Raw genomic sequence first — 17,788 nt, 5'->3', positions numbered from 1 at the left:
TGAAGTCCGACTTTGTCGTGATTCGAGCCGAACTTAGGTAAGGCTAACCTTGTGCGATTTTGATAGGCAAGGCTAACCTAACTTCCGCTGATCAAGCCGACGACGAAAGAGCTGAGGCGTGCAGGAGCGGACGACGACGACGGCGCAAGGTGCTCGACTGCGGCGCGAACTGATGCGGCGGATGATGGCGGAAGCCGGGCTCCCGGCGGACGGGCGCGGACCCGGCGCCGGACGCCCCGCCCCGCGCGCGGCCGGCGGCCCCGCCCCCCTGTCCTACGCGCAGCAGAGCATGTGGCTGCATCACCGCGCCTTCCCGGCGAGCCCCGCCTACAACGTGTGCCTGCTCGTGCGGATGTCCGGGCCGCTCGACACCGCCGCGCTCCGCGAGGCGCTGCGCGGACTCATCCGGCGCCACGCCGTCCTGCGCACCGTGTACGCCGACGGGCCCGGCGAGACCGCCGTCCAGATCGTCACCGGCGACGACGCGCTCGACCTCCCCCCGCTCGACCGCGCCGACCCCGACGCGCGCGCCGCGGAACTCGCGGCGACCCCGTTCGACCTGCGCGCGGAACGGCCCGTCCGGCTGGAACTGCTGCGCACCGGCCCGGACGAGCACGCGCTGGTCCTGGTCGTCCACCACATCGCCTGGGACGGCATGACCTGGGGCTCGATCTCGCGCGACCTGTCGGCCCTGTACCGCGCGGCCGTGACCGGCGAGCCGGACGGCCTCCCCGCGCTGGACGTGCAGTACGCCGACTTCGCCGACTGGGAGCAGAAGCGGCCCCTCGCCGAGGACGACCTGGCGTACTGGCGCGCCCGGCTCGACCCGCCGCCCGCGCCGCTCGACCTGCCCGCCGACCGGCCGCGCACCGCCGCCGCGTCCGAGCGCGGCGGCCGGCGCGCCCGCCGCTTCGGCGACGACGTGACCGAGGGCCTCGCCCGGCTCGCCAAGGAGGAGAACGTCACCCCGTACACGGTGATGCTCGCCGCCTACTCCGCCCTGCTGCACCGCTACACCGGCTCCGCCGACGTGGCGGTCGGGTCGTCGGTGATGAACCGCGAGCACGCCGAGGTCGAGCGGCTCGCCGGCAACTTCGGCAACACCCTCGTCATGCGGACGGACCTGTCCGGCGCTCCGACGTTCCGCGAGGCGCTGCGCCGCACCGGGCGGACGGTGACCGACGCCTTCGCGCACCAGTCCCTGCCCTACGACGCGCTCGTCCGCGAGCTGCGGCCCGCGCGCGGCCGCGGCCGCTCCCCGTTCTTCGACACCATGCTGCTGTTCCTCGCCCAGGAGATCGGCGAGCTGGAGCTGCCGGGCCTCACCACGTCCTGGACGCACGTCCACAACGGCATGACGCACTTCGACCTGTCGCTGGAGGCGTTCGTCCGGCCGCGGGGCATGACGGTCGAGGCCACCTTCCGCCGCGAGCTGTTCGACGACGCGCGCATCGACGCCCTCCTCCGCCACCTGGAGACGCTGCTGCGCGACGCGATCGCCGACCCGGACCGCCCGGTCCGCGCGCTCGCGCTCATGGACGCCGAAGAGGCGGCCCGGCTGGAGGCGCCCAACGCCACCGACCGGGACGTCGCGGCGACCGGCGTCGCCGCGCTGTTCGCCGAGCAGGCGGCCCGGACGCCCGCCGCGCCCGCCGTCGAGACCGAGTCCGGGGACGTCCTCACCTACGCCGAGCTGGACCGGCGGTCGTCGGCGCTGGCCCGCGCGCTGCGCGCCCGCGGCGCCGGGCCGGACGCCGTCGTCGCGCTCGCGCTGCCGCGCACCGCGGACCTCGTGACGGCGGTCCTCGCCGTGCTGAAGTCGGGCGCCGCCTACCTGCCGCTCGACCCGGACCATCCGCGCGACCGCGTCGCCTACATGCTGGAGGACGCGAGCGCGCTCTGCGCCGTAGCGGCACCGGAGACGGCCGGCCTGCTCCCGGACGGCGCGGACGTCCTCATCGTTGAAAGCGCCCTCCTCGACGGCGCCCCTGACGCGGACGGCCCCGCCCCGGTCACCGCCGAGCCGGACCCCGACGACCTCGCCTACGTCATCTACACCTCCGGCTCGACGGGCCGCCCCAAGGGCGTCGCCGTCCCGCACCGCGCCCTGGCGAACCTCGTCGCGCGGATGCGGGCCGAGCACCCGCTCGGCCCCGGCGACCGGTGGGCCGCGGTGACGACGATCGCGTTCGACATCGCGACGCTGGAGGTCTGCCTCCCGCTGCTCGCCGGTGCGACGGTCGTCCTCGCGTCGCGGGAGACCGTCCGGGACCCGGCGGCACTGGCCCGCCTCCTCCGCCGCGACGTCACGCACCTGCAGGCCACCCCGTCGCTGCTCGGCTCCCTCGACCCGGCCGCGCTCGACGGGCTCCGGGTCATCACCGGCGGCGAGGCGCTCCCCGCCGCGCTCGCGCGGGAGCTGACCGCGCGCGCCCGCGCCGCCGCCAACATGTACGGGCCGACCGAGACGGCCGTCTACGCGACGGCCGCCGACCTGCCGGAACCCGGCATCGGCCGCCCGCTGTGGAACACCCGGGCCCGCATCCTCGACGCGTCGCTGCGACCCGTCCCGGCGGGCGTTCCCGGCGAGCTGTACCTGTCGGGGGCCCAGCTCGCCCGCGGCTACGTCGGCCGCCCCGACCTGACGGCGGAGCGGTTCGTCGCCGACCCGTACGGCCCGCCCGGCACCCGCATGTACCGGACCGGCGACCTCGCCCGGTGGACGCGGGACGGCTCCGTCGAGTACCTCGGCCGCACCGACGACCAGGTGAAGATCCGCGGCTTCCGGATCGAGCCCGGCGAGGTGCAGGCCGTGCTCGCGGCGCTGCCCGGCGTCGCCCGCGCGGCCGTCGTCGTCCGCGAGGACCGGCCGGGCGACCCCCGCCTCGTCGGCTACTACGTCGCCGGCCCCGGCGCGCCTGCCGAGGACGGCCTGCGCGCCGCGCTCGCCGCCGAGCTGCCCGCCTACTTGGTCCCGGGCGCGCTCGTCCGCCTCGACGCGCTGCCGATGACCGTCAACGGCAAGCTCGACCGCCGCGCGCTCCCCGCGCCCGGCGCGCGCGCGGACGGTCGCGAGCCGCGCGACGCCCGCGAGGCCGCGCTGTGCGCGCTGTTCGCCGAGCTGCTCGGGTACGAGCGGGTCGGCGTCGACGACGACTTCTTCGCGCTCGGCGGCCACTCGCTGCTCGCCGCGAAGCTCGCCGCCCGTGTCCGCACCGTCCTGGACGCGGAGTTCTCCATCGCCGACGTGTTCGAGGCGCCGACCGTCGCCGCCCTCGCCCCGCGCCTGGTGGCGCGGCACGGCGTCCGCGTCCGGGACGTGGAGCGGCCGCGGCCCGTCCCGGCGTCCGCGGCGCAGCGCGGCATGTGGCTGGAGGAGCGGCTGCGCGGACCGTCGGCCTCCTACGCCCTGCCGTTCGGCCTTCGGCTCACCGGCGCCCTCGACCCGGCCGCGCTGCGCGCCGCGTTCGCCGACGTCGTCGCCCGGCACGAGGCGCTGCGGACGCTGCTGGTCGAGGGCGACGACGGCCTGCCCGTCCAGCGGATCCTGGACCCCGGCACGCCGGTGGACCTCACCGTCGCCGACGCCCGCGCCGAGAGCCCGGAGCGCCGCGCGGCCATCGAGCGGGACGCGGCGTCGCACGTCTTCGACATCGGTGCCGACCTGCCCGTCCGCTGCACTCTCGTCCGCACCGGCGACGAGGAGTGGTCGCTGACCCTGCTGCTGCACCACGCGGCGGCCGACGAGTGGTCGTTCACGCCGCTGCTCGCGGACCTCGCCCGCGCCTACGAGGCCCGCCGCGCCGGGGAGGCGCCCGGCTGGGAACCGCTGCCCGTCCAGTACGCCGACTACGCCGCGTGGGAGCGCGCGACCTCCGCCGACCTCTCCGAAGGGCTCGACCACTGGGAGCGGACGCTCTCCGGGCTCCCGCAGGAGACCGTGCTGCCGTTCGACCGGCCGCGCCCGGCCGAGCCGAGCCACCGCGGCGGCCTCGTCCCGTTCCGGCTCCCGGCCGCCGGGGCGCGGCGGCTCGCCCGCGCGACCGGCACCAGCGTGTTCATGGTCCTGCACGCCGCCGTCGCCGCGCTGCTCCAGCGGTCCGGCGCGGGCGACGACATCGCGCTCGGCACGCCCATCGCCGCGCGCGCCGACGAGGACCTCGCCGGGCTGGTCGGCGTGTTCGTCAACCCGCTCGTGCTGCGCACGGACCTGTCCGGCGACCCCGCGTTCACCGAGCTGCTGGAGCGGGTCCGCGCCGCCGACCTCGCCGCGTTCTCGCACGCGGACGTCCCGTTCGAGCGCGTGGTCGAGCGCCTCGCGCCGGAGCGGTCGCTGGCGCGCAACCCGCTGTTCCAGGTGATGATCGTGCACCAGCGGCTGGACGACGTCCGGCTCGCGCTGCCGGGCGTGCGCGCCGAGCCGTTCCTGCCCGCGACCGGCGGCGTCAAGTTCGACCTCGACCTGTACTTCGCCGAAGGCCCCGCCCGCACGGGCGGGGACACAGGCGGGGCGGACGAGATCGAGGGGTTCGCCGCCTACGCCGAGGACCTCTTCGACGCCGCCACGGTCGAGGGCCTCCTGGACGACCTCGCCCGCCTCCTCGACCAGGTCACCGAGGATCCCGGCCGCCGCCTGTCCGCCCTCGGCGCGCCCGTCGCGCACCCGGACACGGCTCGCGACCTGCCGGTCCGGACGGTCGCGGAACTGGTCGAGGCGCAGGCCGCGCGGACCCCGGACGCCACCGCCCTGGTGTTCGGCGGCACCGCGATCACCTACGCCGAACTGGACCGCCGCGCCGAGGCCCTCGCCGACCGGCTCGCGGCGGCCGGCGCGGGACCCGAACGCGTCGTCGGCATCGCCCTGCCGCGCTCCGACGCGTTCGCGGTCGCGCTGCTGGCCGTCCTCAAGACCGGCGCGGCCTGCCTGCCGGTCGACCTGGCCTACCCGCGGGCCAGGGTCGACGCGATGCTGGACGCCGCCCGCCCGCTGCTCGTCCTCGGGCGCGACGAGCCGCCCCTCGACGCGCCGCCCCGGGAACGCCCCGACGTCCGGCCCGGCCACCTCGCCTACGTCGTCTTCACGTCGGGCTCGACCGGCGCGCCCAAGGCCGTCGCGGGCACGCAGGAGGCCCTCGCCAACCGGCTCGCGTGGGGCGCCGGCCTCACCGCCCCCGGCGTCCGCGTCGCCAAGAGCTCTCCCGCGTTCATCGACGGGACCACCGAGCTGCTCGGCGGCCTCGTCGCGGGCGACACGGTCGTGATCGCCGACGACGCCACCGCGGCCGACGCCGTCGCGCTCGGCGACTTCATCGAACGGCACGGCGTGCGGACGGTCACGCTGGTCCCGAGCCTGCTCGCCGCGCTGGTGGAGCGCGGCCTGCCGCCGTCCGTCACGACCTGGATCAGCAGCGGCGAGGCGCTGCCCGCCGCCCTCGCGGCGCGGGTCCCCGCCCGGCTCGTCGACCTCTACGGCTGCTCCGAGGCCGCCGGGGACAGCCTGATCGCGGAGGGCGGAGGACTCGTCCCGATCGCCAACACCCGCGCGTACGTCCTGGACGCCGCGCTCCGCGAGGTGCCCGCCGGCGAGCTGTACCTCGCGGGCGACGGCCTCGCGCGCGGCTACCTCGGCGACCCGGCCCGCACCGCCGAGCGGTTCGTCGCGAACCCGTTCGGCCCGCCCGGTTCCCGCCTCTACCGCACCGGCGACCGGGTCCGGCGCCGCCGCGACGGCGGCCTGGACTTCCTCGGCCGCGCCGACGACCAGATCTCGCTGCGCGGGTTCCGGATCGAGCCGGGCGAGGTCGAGGCGGCCCTGACCGCGCAGGACGGCGTCCGCCGCGCCGCCGTCGCCGTGCACGGGACGCGCCTGGTCGGCTACGTCGCCGGCGACGCCGAGGCCGGCGCCGTGCTCGACGGGCTCCGCGCGCGCCTGCCCGCCCACCTCGTCCCGGCCGAGGTGGTGGTGCTGGACGAGCTGCCGGCCACCCCGAACGGCAAGACCGACCGGCGGGCGCTGCCCGAGCCGGGACGGCCCGCCGCCGGGCGCGCCCCCGCGACGGAGGCCGAGCGCGTCCTCGCGCGCCTCGCCGCCGCCGTCCTCGGCCGCGACGCGGTCGGCGCGGACGACGACTTCTTCCGCTCCGGCGGCGACAGCATCGGCGCGGCCCTGCTCGTCGCGCGCGCCCGCCGCGCCGGGCTGTCGTTCACCGTCCGCGACGTGTTCCGGCTCCGGACGGTCGAGGCCCTCGCGCGGGCCGCCAGTACCCCGGCGCCCGTGGCCGCCGCCCAGGACGGGACCGCCGGCGAGCTGCCGCTGTCCCCGCTCCAGGAGGGCCTGCTCTTCCACCTGATGATGGCGGGCGCGGGCCGCGACATCTACGTGCAGCAGGCCGTGGTGTCGCTGTCCGGGCCCGTCGACCCGGCACGGATGGCGGACGCGGCGCACGCCGTCCTGGAGAAGTTCCCCAACCTGCGCGCCGGGTTCCGTACCGAAGGCGACCGCGCCGTCCAGTTCGTGCCGGACGCATGGGAGACGCCCTGGACGCACGCCGAAGTCTCGGGTGAGGACGGCCTCGACGCGTTCGTCGACGCGCAGCGCGCCGAGCCGTTCGACCCGGCCGCGCCGCCGCTGATCCGGTTCGCGCTCGCGAGCCTCGGCGGGCACGACCACCGGCTCGTCCTGACGTCCGAGCTGATCCTGCTGGACGGCTGGTCCGGCGGCCTGCTCGTCACCTCGCTGCTGAACGCCTACACCGACGCCGCCGCCGAGGCCGCCCGGCCGGTCCCGCCGTTCCGCGCCTACCTGGACTGGATCGGCCGGCAGGACCGCGACGCCGCCGTGCACGCCTGGCGCCGCGCCCTCGACGGCTTCGACGAGCCGGCGCTCGTCCGACCCGGCCTGGCAGGCCGCCCCGCCGACCCCGCCGCGGCGGGGGAGGTGCACCGGGCGCTGCCCGCCGGGCTCGCCGACCGGCTCCACGCGGTCGCGCGCGACCACGGCGTCACCCCCGGCACCCTCTTCGAGACGGCGTGGGGCCTGACGCTGATGGCGATGACCGGCCGCGACGACGTCGTGTTCGGCGCCTCCGTCTCCGGCCGCCACCCGGACGTGGACGGCGTGGAGTCCATGGTCGGCCTGCTGTTCAACACCGTCCCGATCCGCGTGCAGGCCGGCCCCTCCGACCCGGTGGCCGGGGTGCTCGGACGGGTCCAGGCGGCGCAGTCGGAGCTGTTCGACCACTCCTACGTCGCGCTCGCCGACGTGCAGCGCGCCACCGGCCTCGGGACGCTGTTCGACACGCTGTTCGTCTTCCAGAACTTCCCCGGCATGCCCACGGGCCGCGGGTTCGGGCCGGACGGGGCCCTGCGCGTCACCGGGCGCGAGGTCCGCGACGCCACCCACTACCCGCTGACCGTGGTCGTCGACCCGGGCGCCGCCCTCCGCGTCATGTACCGGGGCGACGCGTTCACCGAGTCGGAGGCCGAGCGGGTCACCGACCGGTACGTGCGGGTCCTCGCGCAGATCGCCGACGCGCCCGGAGCGCCGTGCCACCGGCTCGACCCGCTGCTTCCCGAGGAACGCGAACGCCTGCGGCGCGACCGGGACGAGGCGTGGCACCCCGTCCCCGAGCAGACCGTCGCCGAGCTCCTCGCCGAACGCGCCGCGGAGCGTCCCGGCGACACCGCGCTCGTCTCGCTGCCGGACGTCCGCCTCACCTACGGGGAGCTGAACGCCGAGGTCAACCGTCTCGCGCGGCTGCTCCTGGCGAACGGGGCCGGCCCGGAGCGCGTCGTCGCGCTGGCCCTGCCGCGCTCCGCCGAGATGGTCGTCGCGCTGTTCGCCGTGCTGCGCACCGGCGCCGCGTACCTGCCGCTCGAACTCGACCTCCCGGCGGACCGGCTCGACTACATGATCGCGGACGCGTCCCCGGCGGTGCTCGTCTCGCACCGCGACATCGCCGGCGGCCTCGCGTTCACCGGGACCGCCCTCGCCCTGGACGACCCCGGCACCGCGCGGGCGCTCGCCGCCCTGCCCGGTACCGACGTCGAACCCGGCGAGCTGCGCGGCTTCGCGCCCGGCACCCCCGGACGCCTCGACCACCCCGCCTACGTGATCTACACGTCGGGCTCGACGGGCCGCCCGAAGGGCGTCGTCACCCCGTACCGGGGCCTGACGAACATGCAGTTCAACCACCGCGCGAACATCTTCGACCCCGTGGTGCGGGCCGCGGGGCGGCGGCTGCGGATCGCGCACACGGTGTCGTTCTCCTTCGACATGTCGTGGGAGGAACTGCTGTGGCTCATCGAGGGCCACGAGGTCCACGTCTGCGACGAGGACCTGCGGCGCGACGCCGAGGCGCTCACCGCCTACCTGCGCGAGCACCGCGTCGACGTCATCAACGTGACCCCCACCTACGCCCAGCAGCTGCTGGACGAGGGGCTCCTCGACGGCGGGCACCGGCCGCCGCTCGTCCTGCTCGGCGGCGAGGCCGTCCCCGCGTCCGTCTGGGACCGGCTCGCCGAGGCGGACGGCGTCCTCGGCTACAACCTGTACGGCCCCACCGAGTACACGATCAACACGCTCGGCGGCGGCACCGGGGACAGCGCCACCCCCACGGTCGGCAAGCCGATCTGGAACACCCGCGCCCACGTCCTCGACGCGTGGCTGCGGCCCGTCCCGCCCGGCGCCCCCGGCGAGCTGTACATCGCGGGCGCCGGGCTGGCCCGCGGCTACCTCGGCCGCCCCGACCTGACCGCCGAGCGCTTCGTCGCCGACCCGTTCACCGGCGGCCGCATGTACCGGACGGGCGACCTCGTCCGCGTCCGCGAGGACGGGAACATTGACTTCCTCGGCCGCACCGACGACCAGGTGAAGATCCGCGGGTACCGCGTCGAGCTCGGCGAGATCGAGGCCGCGCTCGCCGCCGAGCCCGGTGTCGGGCAGGCCGCCGTCGTCGCCGCGGACTCCGGCGTCCCCGGCGTCCGGCGCATCATCGGGTACGTCGTCCCGGACGGGACCCGTGACGGCGCCGCCGACGAGCAGCTCGCCGAGTGGCGGCAGATCTACGACGCCGAGTACATCGAGGTCGGCACGGTCGTGCACCACGAGGCGTTCGCCGGCTGGGACAGCAGCTACGACGGCGTGCCGATTCCGCTCGCCGAGATGCGCGAATGGCGGGACACGACCGTCGACCGGATCCGCGCGCTGCGGCCCCGCCGGGTCCTGGAGATCGGCGTCGGAGCCGGCCTGCTGCTCACCCGGCTGGCCCCGGAATGCGAGGAGTACTGGGGGACGGACTTCTCCGAGCCCGTCATCGCCAAGCTGCGCGCCGACCTCGGCCCGGACTCGCCCGTCCGGCTGAGCCACCGCCCCGCCCACGACACCGGGGGCCTTCCCGAAGCGCACTTCGACACGATCGTGATCAACTCGGTCGTCCAGTACTTCCCCGGCGCCGGCTACCTCGAAGACGTCGTCGCCAAGGCGATGCGGCTGCTCGCCCCCGGCGGACGGCTCTTCGTCGGCGACGTCCGCGACCTGCGGACGATCCACGCCTTCCACGCCGCGATCCGGCTCGGACGCGGCGACACCGACCTCCGCGCCGTCGAGCGCGCCGTGCGGATGGAGAAGGAACTCCTCCTCGACCCGGCCTTCTTCACCGCCCTGGACGGCCCCGCGCGCGTGGACGTCCTCACCAAGCGGGGCGTCCACCACAACGAGCTGACCCGCCACCGCTACGACGCCGTCCTCTGGAAGCCCGGACCGGACGTCCCGCCGGTTCCCGAGACGCCCGCCGTGGACTGGGCCGCGCTGGACGACCTCGACGGGCCTCCCGCCGTCCGCGCGCTGCTCGCGCTGCGCGACGGCGTGCCCGCCGACGCGGCGCGCACCGCCGGCGCCGAGTCCGCGTGGACCGGGGGGCCGCTGCGCGTGACGGGCATCCCCGACGCGAGGCTGTCCGGCGAGATCGCGGCGCTGGAGGCGCTGCGTGCGGGCGCGTCCCCGGACGAGGCGCGCGAGGCGCTCGCCGCCGCGCCGGCGGGGATCGAACCGGAGGCGCTGCGCGCGCTGTGCCCGGACGCGGTCCTGACGCCGTCCGCGCGGGCCGGGTGCTACGACGCCGTCTTCGGCGGGGGAGCGGCGCACCTCCCGGCCGAGCCCGGCCGTCCGCCGTCGGCGTACGCGAACGATCCGGTGGCGGCCCGCGACCACGGCGTGCTGGGCGCCCGCGTCCGGGAGAGCCTGAAGCGGAAGCTGCCCGGCTACATGGTGCCGAGCGCCGTCGTGACGCTGGACGCGCTCCCGCTCACGGTGAACGGGAAGCTCGACCGCCGCGCCCTGCCCGACCCGGGCCGGGACGGTGCGCGCCGCGCCGGGGGCCGCCCGCCGCGCACGCCCGTCGAGCGGGTGCTGTGCACGCTGTTCGCCGAGGTGCTCGACGCGCCGGGCGCGGGAATCGACGACGACTTCTTCGACCTGGGCGGGCACTCGCTGCTCGCGACCCGGCTCGTCGGCCGTGCGCGCGCGGCGCTAGGAGCGCGGCTCGCTATCCGCGACCTGTTCGAGGCACCGACCGTGGCGGAGCTCGCCGAGCGGCTGCGCGGCGACGGCGACGAGGCGCCGCGCCCCGCCCTGGCGCCGCGGGAGCGCCCCGAGCGGGTCCCGCTGTCGCCGGCGCAGCGCCGCCTGTGGCTCCTCGACCAGCTGCTCCGCGAGGACGACGGGCCGCGCGACGCCTACCACCTGCCGCTCGCCGTCCGGCTCCGCGGCGACCTGGACCTGGCCGCCCTCGAAGCGGCGATCGGCGACGTCTCCGCGCGGCACGAGGCGCTGCGGACGGTCTTCCCCGAGCACGACGGCACGCCCTACCAGCGGATCCTCGACCCGGACGACGCCCGTCCCGTCCTGGAGGTCGCGGCGTGCGCGCCCGAGGAGGTCATCGCCCGGCCGTTCGACCTGGCGCGCGACGTCCCGCTGCGCGTCGCGGTGTTCCCGGAGGGGGAGCGGGAGCACCTGCTGCTCGCGGTCTTCCACCACATCGCCTTCGACGAGTGGTCGTTCGGGCCGTTCGCGCGGGACGTCGCCGAGGCGTACGCGGCGCGGCTGGAGGGGAGGCCGCCCGGCTGGGAGGCGCTGCCCGTCCAGTACGCCGACCACACGCTCTGGCAGGCCGAGCTGCTCGGCGACCCGCTCGATCCGGGCGGCGTCCACGCGCGGCAGCTCGCCCACTGGGTGCGGGCCCTCGCGGGCGCGCCGGAGGAGATCGCGCTGCCGGCCGACCGGCCGAGGCCCGGCACGGCGGGGCAGCGCGGCGGGACCCTCACCGCGGACCTGCCGCCCGGCCTGGCGGGGCGGTTGCGGGGCGTCGCGCGGGACGCGGGCGCCAGCGTGTTCATGGTGTGCCAGGCGGCCGTCGCGGCGCTGCTGCACCGGATGGGCGCGGGCGACGACGTCCCGGTCGGGAGCCCGGTCGCGGGCCGCACCGAGGAGGCCGCCGCGGACCTGGTCGGCTTCTTCGTCAACACGCTCGTGCTGCGCGCCGACGTGTCCGGCGAGCCGACGTTCGCCGAGCTGCTCGGCCGCGTCCGCGAGGCCGCGCTCGCCGGCCTCGCGAACCAGGACCTGCCGTTCGAGGCCGTCGTGGAGGCGCTGCGCCCGAGGCGCGTGCCGGGACGGAACCCGCTGTTCCAGGTGATGGTCGGCTACGAGAACCAGGACCCCGGCGAGGTGCGCTTCCCGGGCCTGGAGCAGCGGGAGGCGTCCTTCGGGCCGTCCGCCGCGAAGTTCGACCTGGACTTCGTCTTCCGGGAGCGCGGCGGCGACATCCGGCTGATCGTCGACTACTCCGCCGACCTGTTCGACCGCGGCACGGTCGAGACGATGGCCGCGGGGCTGGTCGCGCTGCTGGAGACCGTCGCGGACGACCCGGGCACGCCCGTCGGCGCGCTGCCCGCCGTGCTCACCGCCCGCGCCGTTACCGAGGCGGACGGCTCGCCCGTACCTGCCGGGGTGCGGCGCGGTGACGATCGGGAGGCGGTTCTCTGCCGCATCTTCGCGGAGGAGCTCGGCGTGCCCGAGGTGGGACCCGACGACGACTTCTTCGACCTCGGCGGCCACTCGCTGCTGGCGATGCGGCTGGTGCGTCGGATCCGCCGCGAGCCCGGCTGCGCGGGCGCGCGGATCGCGGCGCTGATGGCGGCGCCCACCGTGGCGGGCCTGCTGGCCCGGCTGGACGGGGCCGGAGAGAGGGGTGAGGCGGGTCATACCCCGCAGAGCATTGATTAGTTAGGTAAGGCTAACCTAAGATCACTCCCCGACACCCCGGACCACCTGGAAGGACACCGGCCCTCATGCGCACACTGACGCGGCGTCTGGCCGCCACCGGCGCGCTCGTCCTCGGTCTCGCCCTGACCGCGGCGTGCGGCGGCGACGACGAGCCCGCCACGGCCTCCTCCGGCGGCGCGGCCGGATCGTTCCCGGTCACGATCACCGGCAGGCTCGGCAGCGCCACCGTCAAGTCCGCGCCGAAGCGGATCGTCGCGCTCGGCGAGGTCGACCAGGACGCGCTCCTCGCCCTCGGCGTGCGGCCGGTCGGGATGGTCGAGCTCACCGGGATCCAGAAGGACGGCCTCGCCCCCTGGAGCGCGCCGAAGGTCACCGGCGAGAAGCCGGCGCTGCTCACGGCCGGCGACTCCGGCTTCGACCTGGAGAAGGTCGCCGCGCTGCGGCCCGACCTGATCCTCGCGGCCGGCGACTTCACCATCGACAAGGAGTACGGCAAGCTCTCCAAGCTCGCGCCGACCGTCGCCTACCAGACCGGGCCCGCCGAGGACTCCTGGCAGCAGATCACCCGGCAGGTCGCCAAGGCCGTCGGCCGCTCCGCCGACGGCGAGAAGGTCGTCGCCGCCGCCGAGGCGAAGATCGCGTCGGTGAAGACGTCCCACCCCGGGCTCCAGGGCAAGGGCTTCGCGCTGACCAGCGTGTTCCCCAGCGGCAACATCGGCGTGATGAAGTCGAAGGACGACACCAGCGTCAAGCTGTTCGAGCAGTTCGGGATGGTGCTGCCCGACAAGCTGAGCAAGCTGCCCGGCGACGGGTTCGCCGCCGAGCTGAGCATGGAGAAGCTGCCTGTCCTCGACACCGACGTCCTGCTGAGCTACTACAACGACGACCCGGCCACGCAGAAGAAGTTCGAGGGGAACAAGCTCTTCTCCGGCCTGCCCGTCGTCGAGCGCGGCTCCTACGTGCGCCTCGACCTCAAGGAGTTCTGGCCGCTGCGCACCCCGACGGCCCTGTCCGTCCCCTACGTCGTCGACCAGGTCGTCCCGCGGATCGCCAAGGCGGCGGACGCGGCGAAGGCGGCCTGATGCCGGAGGACCTGACCGCGGCGGAGACGCAGCCGCCCGTCCGCGACGTCATCGGCATCGGGTTCGGCCCGTCCAACCTCGCGCTCGCCGTCGCGCTGGAGGAGGCGCACCCGTCGGCGGACGCCGTGTTCTTCGAGAAGCAGCCCGCGTTCGGCTGGCACCGCGGCATGCTCATCGACGGCGCGACGATGCAGGTCCACTTCCTCAAGGACCTGGTGACGCCGCGGAACCCGGCCAGCCCCTACTCGTTCCTGTCCTACCTGCATGCCAAGGGCCGCCTCGTCGACTTCGTCAACCACAAGACGATGTTCCCGACGCGGGTGGAGTTCCACGACTACCTCGAATGGACCGCCGCCGCGTTCGCCGGGCGCGTCCGGTACGGCGCGGAGGTCGTCGCGCTGCGCCCGCACGACGCCGGGACGCTCGAGGTCGTCGTCCGCCGCGACGACGAGCTGGAGACCCACCTCGCCCGCAACGTGGTGATCGGCGCCGGCCTCGACCCCGTGCTGCCCGCCGGGGTCCGGCCGGGGGAGCGGATCTGGCACACCGAGGACCTGCTGACCCGGCTGGACGAGCGCCCCGGCTGGCGGCCGCGCCGGCTCGTGGTCGTCGGCGCCGGGCAGAGCGCCGCCGAGGCCGTCGAGTACCTGCACCGCACCCACCCGGAGACCGAGGTCTGCGCGGTCTTCGCCCGCTACGGGTACTCGCCCGCCGACGACAGCGCGTTCGCCAACCGCATCTTCGACCCCGCCGCCGTGGACCACTACTACGCGGCGCCGGACGAGGTGAAGGAGATGCTGTTCGGCTACTCCCGCAACACCAACTACTCCGTCGTGGACCTCGACCTCATCGACGAGCTGTACCGGCGCGCCTACGCCGAGAAGGTCGCCGGCACCGAGCGGCTGCGGATCCTCAACGTCTCCCGCGTCCTCGGCGTCCGCGAGGACGCGGGCGGCGTGCGGGTGCGGGTCGCGTTCCTGCCCACCGGTGAGACGACGGACCTGGACGCCGACGCCGTCGTCTACGCCACCGGCTACCGCGAGCGCGACCCGTTCGACCTGCTCGGCGAGGCCGGGGCCGGGTGCCGGACCCGCCCGGACGGCCGCCCGGTCGTGGAGCGCGACTACCGCATCGCCACCGAGCCGGGCCGCGAGTGGGGCGTGTACCTGCAGGGGGCCACCGAGCACAGCCACGGCATCGCCTCGTCGCTGCTGTCGATGACGGCGGTGCGCACCGGAGAGATCGTCCAGTCCATCGCGCGGCGCTCCGCGCGCCTCGCGAATGTCCCGCAGGAGGCGTGATGACCAACCCGTTCGACGACCCGGACGGCACGTTCCTCGTCCTGGTGAACGCCGAGGGCCAGCACTCGCTGTGGCCCGGGTTCGCCGACGTCCCGCCCGGCTGGACCGCGGCGTTCGGGCCTGCGTCCCGGGCCGACTGCCTGGCCTACGTCACCGAGAACTGGACGGACCTGCGTCCGCGGAGCCTCACCGCGTAACGCGACGACCCGAGGGCGGGCCCGGGGGTGGGCCCGCCCTCGACCCGCCGGCGGCCGGCGGCCGGGCCCGCGCTCAGGCCGCCGGCTTCGGCAGCGACGGGCGGGCCGCGAAGAACTCGCCGATCAGCTTGCTGGCGTAGTCGGGCCATTCGTGGCCGCCCTGCTGCTTGGTGCAGAGCGCGACCTCGACGGGCCCCGGTCCGGTGCCGACGCAGCCCTCAGGGCCGTCCCGCACGGGCCACGAGAGGGCGGGCAGTTTGTCCACCCATCTCCAGAACTCCATCAGTAACCGCACGCCGATGAACGGGAAATGCACGTCGGCGTCCATGTTCCCGCCCCCGTCGTAGGGGACGGACGGATCCCACGTTCCATGGAAGGCCAGCACCGACACCGGCCGCTTCGGGGTGCAGCCGATGGCGAGCGCGCCCGACACCACGGCGATCCCGGCGACCCTGTCGGCCCGCTCGCACGCGTACCGGTAGGCCATCCCGCCGCCGTTGGAGAACCCGGTCATGAACACCCGGCGGGGGTCGGCGACGCCCTGCTTCACGAGGGTGTCGATGAGCTTGTCGAGGAAGCCGACGTCGTCGACGCCCGCCCAGCGGGCGAACCAGCAGCAGGCGCCCGCGTTCCAGGTGCCGAGCAGCCCGTCGGGGTAGGCGACGGCGTAGCCGTCCTGGTCGGCGATCTTGTCGAGGCCGCTCTGGTTCTCCACGTACGCGGCGTCGTTCAGCCCGCCGTGCAGCGCGACGATGAGCGGCAGCCGCGCGCCGGGCTTCGCGCCCGGCGGGAGGTGCAGCAGGTAGGGGCGGTTCCAGTCGCCCATGGCGACGGAGTGCTCGGTGGTTCCGGGAGCGTCCTGGGCCGCTCCGGCGGGCAGGGGGTGGGCGATGAACGCGGCGAGCAGCGCCGCCACGATCATCGCCGCCCGCACGGCGATCTTCATGGGGTGATCCAACCCCGTCGCCGAGCCGCCCGGCTACGCATCCGGGGGCACAAAAGATCGCGATCTTTTGTGCCCCCGGAGACAGGGACCACGCAGTGCTACGAACCGGATCCGGAACCGGCCTCCGCCGCCTCCGTGACCTCCGCGTCCGCGCCGCCCGCGGCCGCCTCCGCGTCCACTCCGGCCTGGTTGCGCTCCGCGCGCGCGAGGTCGCGGTGCCCGATGGCGAGGACGCCGATCCCGAGCGCGATCGCGGCGGCGCCGACGGCGAACGGGACGTGGATGTTGGCGTGCTCGGCCATCTTGCCCGCCGCGAAGGGCGCGAGGCCGCCGCCGATGAACCGGACGAACCCGTACGCGGCGGACGCGACCGGCCGCTCCACGGGCGCCACCATCATCACGGCCTGCGTCGTCACCGTGTTGTTCACGCCGATGAACACGCCCGCGACGATCACCGCGACGATCAGCGTGGCCTGCGAGTTCACGAAGACCGCGATGACGAGGACGTCGACGGCGAACAGCGCGAGATTGAAGTACAGGGTGCGGGCGAGGCCGAGCCGCCGCTGCAGCCACGGCGCCCCGAACACCGCGAACACCGCGACCAGCAGGCCCCAGCCGGTGAACACCAGGCCGAGCTTCAGCGCGCTCAGGTGCATCGGGAACGGCGCGTAGCCGAGGACGGTGAAGAAGCCCCAGTTGTAGCAGAGCGCGGTCAGGCTCATCACCAGCAGGCCGCGGTGCCGCAGCGCCTTGATCGGGTCCGCGATCGAGGTCCTGCGCGCCGGCTTCGGCTGCGGCCGCACCAGCGTGATCGTCGCGAGCAGCGCGATCGCCATCAGCACGGCGACGCCGTAGAACGGGCCGCGCCAGCTGACCTCGCCGAGCAGCCCGCCGAGCAGCGGCCCGACGGCGATGCCGAGGCCGAGCGCGGACTCGTAGGCGATGATCGCGCCGCCGAGCCCGCCGCTGGCGGAGGCGACGATGACGGCCAGGGACGTCGCGATGAACAGCGCGTTCCCGAGGCCCCAGCCGGCCCGGAAGCCGATGATCCCCGAGATGCTGCCGGACGTCCCGGCGAGCGCGCTGAACACCACGATCAGGACCAGCCCGGCGATGAGGGTGCGCTTGGCGCCGATCCGGCTGGACACGAAGCCGGTCACGAGCATCGCGACCGCGGTGACCACGAGGTAGCTGGTGAACAGCAGGGTGACCTGGCTGGGCGAGGCGTGCAGGTCCGCGGAGATCGCGGGCAGGATCGGGTCGACCAGGCCGATGCCCATGAACGACACCACGCACGCGAACGCCACGGCCCACACGGCCTTCGGCTGCTTGAAGGGGCTCTGCGCGCCCGCGGACGGCTGACTCATTCGCACTCTCCGGAAGCAGGTGTGTCGGGACCGCCGAGGGCGGCGCCGGTCAGCCGGTCCAGGGCCGGCAGCGCGGCGGCGATCGCCTCCCGGTCGGACGAGGGCAGGCCGGCCAGCAGCTCGGCGAGCCGCTTGGCCTGCCCGGCGCGGCGGCGCGCCAGGTCGGCGCGCCCTGCGTCGGTCAGGTGCACCGCGACGACCCGGCGGTCGCCGGCGAGCGCGCGGCGCTCGGCGAGCCCCTCCCGTTCGAGCCGGGACACCAGCTGCGTCATCGCCGGCTGCGTGACCCCCTCCAGCGCGGCCAGCTCCGTCACCCGGCACGGGCCGCGGCGTTCGAGGGTGGCCAGCGTCGACACGGTGGTCATCGACAGGTCGCGGGGCAGCGACAGCGAGCGCATCAGCGAGTACAGGCGGCCGAGGCCGGCCGCCAGTTCAAGCTCGTCGAGAGGGGACCGCTCGTCCATGTCCCGATATATATCACTTGCTTCTATAAGATGCCTATAGGTTCGCCTGGCTAGGTTTTCTGCGGACCCCGGAAAGTGGCGATCCACCGGCCGGGACGTCCCGGCCGGTGGATCGGCTCATGCGGTGGTGTCGGTGCGGTGCGGAGCG

Annotated in this window: 7 protein-coding genes; 4 read left to right on the top strand and 3 right to left on the bottom strand. The window is 75.3% G+C overall.

The genetic code is table 11. The annotated features are described in order from the left end of the window. The first annotated feature begins 118 nt into the window (after positions 1–118). The 4 genes from amrb99_RS08230 to amrb99_RS08215 all read left to right on the top strand — a co-directional run bounded on the left by amrb99_RS08230 (position 119) and on the right by amrb99_RS08215 (position 14,863). Positions 119–12,283, top strand: a complete 12,165-nt coding sequence (locus amrb99_RS08230) for a non-ribosomal peptide synthetase (protein ID WP_190854214.1) — start codon at positions 119–121, stop codon at positions 12,281–12,283. 65 nt (positions 12,284–12,348) lie between these two features. Further along, on the top strand, positions 12,349–13,365 hold the full coding sequence (locus tag amrb99_RS08225) for an iron-siderophore ABC transporter substrate-binding protein (RefSeq protein WP_190854212.1): 1,017 nt from the start codon (positions 12,349–12,351) through the stop codon (positions 13,363–13,365). Then, positions 13,365–14,666 carry a lysine N(6)-hydroxylase/L-ornithine N(5)-oxygenase family protein gene (locus amrb99_RS08220; RefSeq protein ID WP_190854210.1) on the top strand — a complete coding sequence of 434 codons (1,302 nt, stop codon included), beginning with the start codon at positions 13,365–13,367 and terminating at the stop codon, positions 14,664–14,666. The genes amrb99_RS08225 and amrb99_RS08220 overlap by 1 nt, the downstream gene beginning before the upstream one ends. Further along, complete coding sequence (locus amrb99_RS08215; protein WP_194736645.1) at positions 14,666–14,863, top strand: MbtH family protein; 198 nt, start codon at positions 14,666–14,668, stop codon at positions 14,861–14,863. The genes amrb99_RS08220 and amrb99_RS08215 overlap by 1 nt, the downstream gene beginning before the upstream one ends. 73 nt (positions 14,864–14,936) lie before the next feature. On the opposite strand, the gene amrb99_RS08210 is transcribed toward amrb99_RS08215, so the two are convergent. The 3 genes from amrb99_RS08210 to amrb99_RS08200 all read right to left on the bottom strand — a co-directional run bounded on the left by amrb99_RS08210 (position 14,937) and on the right by amrb99_RS08200 (position 17,640). Then, a complete protein-coding gene (locus amrb99_RS08210; protein WP_190854205.1) occupies positions 14,937–15,809 on the bottom strand; it encodes a PHB depolymerase family esterase in 873 nt (290 codons plus the stop codon). 98 nt (positions 15,810–15,907) lie between these two features. After that, positions 15,908–17,176: an MFS transporter gene (locus amrb99_RS08205; RefSeq protein WP_190854202.1), complete on the bottom strand. Its 1,269-nt coding sequence runs from the start codon at positions 17,174–17,176 to the stop codon at positions 15,908–15,910. Beyond that, on the bottom strand, positions 17,173–17,640 hold the full coding sequence (locus tag amrb99_RS08200; protein WP_190854199.1) for a MarR family transcriptional regulator: 468 nt from the start codon (positions 17,638–17,640) through the stop codon (positions 17,173–17,175). The genes amrb99_RS08205 and amrb99_RS08200 overlap by 4 nt, the downstream gene beginning before the upstream one ends. Positions 17,641–17,788: the final 148 nt, after the last annotated feature.

This window comes from Actinomadura sp. RB99, assembly GCF_014706005.1.
Classification (GTDB): Bacteria; Actinomycetota; Actinomycetes; order Streptosporangiales; family Streptosporangiaceae; genus Spirillospora.
The sequence above is the reverse complement of the archived record's forward strand: the minus strand, read 5'-3'. Positions and strand labels throughout refer to the sequence as shown.